At 34.1% G+C, this 3,825-nt stretch carries 2 protein-coding genes; both read right to left on the bottom strand.

Annotation, left to right across the window (positions count from 1 at the left end; all coding sequences use genetic code 11):
- On the bottom strand, positions 1-3,217 hold a 3,217-nt coding region (locus ACSV4D_RS18005), incomplete at its 3' end, for an MBG domain-containing protein (RefSeq protein WP_439229375.1).
- Positions 3,218-3,612: 395 nt separating this feature from the next.
- On the bottom strand, positions 3,613-3,825 hold a 213-nt coding region (locus ACSV4D_RS18000), incomplete at its 5' end, for an OmpA family protein (protein ID WP_439229374.1).

Raw genomic sequence — 3,825 nt, 5'->3', positions numbered from 1 at the left:
AGAACTGCGTAGCTGTAGTTGATAAGCTATAGTTGATTGCATCATTGTTCACTGCACCGGTTACCACGGCAGTAAGAGCAGGATTCTCTTCACCGTATACTTTGGTTTTATCATCAGCCGTGATAGTAATTGCTTTTGGAGTAACCGTCAAGTTAACAGTAGATGTTTCTGTATTAGTACATCTTCCAATTAAAATAGCTCGGTAAGTATAAGAACTCATTGCAACAGTTGGCTTCGTTAAAGTTAATGTTGCAGTTGTAGTATTTGAGTATATATCATTATTTATAATATTAGTAAAACCAGATCCTGTATTTACTTGCCATTGGTATGAAGTAACATTTGTAGCACTAACGGTAAAACTAGTATTATCTCCATAAGTTATACTTTGATTTATTGGTTCTGTTGTTATTACCGATTTAGGATGTACAATAACTGTAATGGCTTTTTTATCACCTATACAAGAATTATTTATACCTTCAGCTACATAATATGTGAATTCTCCAGCATTAGTTGTTATAGGAATTATTGATGACTGGGGAGCTGAAGTTAGGGAATCATAATAATATAATGTATAATCAGGATTAGAAGCTGTTGCTGTTAAAGCTTGTGCAGTATCACCAGCACAATATTCCACATTATCGGCATTAGGAACCCCCGCTTTTGGGTAAATAGTTAAAGTTACAGCGGTTCTTGTTAAGCTAGTACAAGTTCCATTAGAAGCCTGCGCATAGTAAGTTTTACTACCTACACCTACTTGAGTTGGGGATGTAGTAATTGTAGAACCTGTTTCTGTAGTGTACCAAGTAATAGTTTGTCCTTGTGGAACAGTTGCTGTTGCAGTTAAAGTTTGAGTTGTAGTTCCATCAGAGCAAATAGTTTGATTACCACCTGAAATTGGAGCAGCTGGTGTTGCATTTATTGTTAAAGTTACAGCTGTTCTTGTTAAACTAGAACAAGTACCATTGGGATTAGAAGACTGAGCATAATATGTTTTAGTTCCTACTCCTACTTGAGTTGGTGAAGCTATTGGACTACCCCCGGTTGCCGTTTCGTACCAGGTTACTATTTGTCCCTGTGGCGCTGTTGCAGTAGCTGTTAAGGTATGATTTGCATTTCCATTCCAGCAAACGGTTTGATTGCCACCAGAAGTTGGAGCATCAGGTGTAGGGGAAATAGTTGTCGTTAATGTACCAAAAATAAAACCATATTGATCATTACCTTTTGTTTCTAATTCAAAAGAAGAAATGTTTTCTGGTAAATAGAAAAAGGTATAACCATTAGGAGGCGCTACATTTGTAGCAGTTTTTGGATTAGATTGAAATACATATCCTGTCTCCCCCGCAACAGGTGGTGTTTTATCATTAAAATAAGAATATTTACCATTTTTAAACGCATCAAAGTTACCAATTACTTCTAATGGAACTGTGGAAGTTACTTTACCAGCAACATTAGGGTCTGACAAACCGGCAATACCCACAATATATCTATATTTATGAGTAGTAGTATTTAAACTATTTGCAGTAACCCCATAATCAAGTTTAACGGTTCTTTCTAAATTATTTTCGCTGGCAAAAACTAAATCTAAGTATTTTGTTTTAAACTCAGTAGGTACACCTTTTATAACAATTGTTCCAGTAATTGCATTCGGTTGGTATAACCTCCATTGAGGAGAAGGATAAGTTAGTGTGCTTTTGAAACCTTTTATTACTTCAATATTAATTCCTCCATTAGGTAGTGTCGCAGGACCAAATGGTTTAACCGGGAATAAGCCTTTTCCATTTCTATTTAAATCACTTACTAATTTATCTGTAGGTTCTGCAAGAACAGTGGTATAAACATTACAGGTTTCATCAAATTCACATTGATCTAAAATACCATCACCATCAGTATCAGTACCACTTAGTTTGGTAATACTAATTAGGACATCACTCGAATTACAACTGTTTTTGCTTGCTTTTAAAGTATAAGATTGTCCTACAGTCATTCCACTAATACCACCACCACTTACAACAGTTGGCCCACTTGGAGTAATAGTATAGCTTACTGAAGAATCATAATTAGAAATAAGTAAACTACTTGGTTGATTACAACTAGCTGCTGTAGTTGAAATGGTTGGGGTTGCTATATTACAGGGCGTCGTTCCATCAGGTTCTCTACAAATAGCTCCTGAGTTAACCTGTGGTGCTGGGCAATTTGAGCAATTATAAACAACTCCGCTCAGGAAGTTCATTGAGTTAGGATTGTTAAACATTCCTGATGTACTAGAACTTCCACTTGAATTTTTTAAATTTAAATTTGGACCAATTTTCCCACTATTCATGGCAGCTTTGCCTTTCCAGGTAATATAACCTAACTTACCTGATCCAACAGCAGGACCTTCAATGTTACCATCATTTTGAAAATTATCAGAAACAACAGTTGTACCTTCATTATAGTAAACACAACCAGAACCTCCTAAATTCATTGATCCCTGAACATTAACGGAACCGTAATTTTCAAATCGGGCTGTTGAAGACCCAAAATCTATTCTGCTACTACTAACAGTAAACTTACCTGTATTTATAACTTTTCCTCCTCCAAGGTTAAAACCAGCAGATGAAACCATCTCTCCACAGTTTACAAAAACACTCTTACTATTGCAATTGTAGCTATTTCCAATTAATAGTTTTCCCTGATTTCTGAAAAAACTTTTTCCACCAATATTAATATTCGAATGAATGTTAATAATAGCATTTGAAGAACTATCGAAAGTGTATGTTCCGCTAGGATGTTGTAGTCCTAAAACTCCAACATTAAACTGCCCATTATTACTTACTGTATTTGTACCACTACCATTTAGTTTAAAATCAGTTTGTCCTGTATTACCAGCTTTCAAAATACCTTTTGTACCAATGTTCAAATCAACATTTGCATCGATAGTTACAGATTGAGTAAACTGTAAAGTACCATCAATTTCCATATCAATTGTTCCTGATGAAGTAACATTGTTTTGGATGATAACAGTCACATTCGGAGCCACGTATATTTTTGCTCCATTTTGAAAACTAACATCCCCTAATGTTGCATTACCATAAAAACAAACTTTTTTATTCGATTGAAAGGTATAATTACCAGAAGATGGTCCGTTAATATCACAATTAGATTGTGCATTAATTTCAAAACAACTAAAAATAAAGGTTAAAAATGTTAATAAAACGGGAGTAATTTTAATGTTCATATATTCAATTTTGAAAGGAATTGTAATTGGATTCTATGGATGTAATAGAATTATCGTAAATTATTATGCGAAACTAATTACATTATACTTCGGTAGTAAATATTCTCTTCAAACAGCTTAAATATTCGATGAAAAGCTTTTTATTATAAATAAGCACCTAAAAACGGGTAAAAAGGAGGGTTTTTTGAATGTAGTTTTCAAAAAAAATATTTGGTGATGGAGCTTATATAAGCGAGAAAATCTCCCAACGGTTATTTATTGATGAGATATAATTTTAATTAAATATATACTCCAAACAAAACTTAAATCAAAATTTATAAAGCAAAAAACAGTAGTAAACCTGAGTTTACTACTGTTTAAAAGATACTATTTTCATGACTAGGCAAAACTATTTCTTAAAGCGCGGTAATAATAAATTCGCTTCTACGATTCATTTGGTGTTCTTCTTCGGTACATTTTACATTGTCGGCACATCTGTTTACCAGCTGACTCTCGCCATACCCTTTTCCGGTTAATCTATCGGGATTTATGCCGTTTTTAACTAGCCAGCTAATGGTCGATTTAGCTCTTCTGTCTGATAAAGCTTCGTTGTATTTATGAGAAGCACG

Source organism: Flavobacterium sp. ARAG 55.4, from assembly GCF_051846875.1.
GTDB lineage: Bacteria > Bacteroidota > Bacteroidia > Flavobacteriales > Flavobacteriaceae > Flavobacterium > Flavobacterium plantiphilum.
The sequence above is the reverse complement of the archived record's forward strand: the minus strand, read 5'-3'. Positions and strand labels throughout refer to the sequence as shown.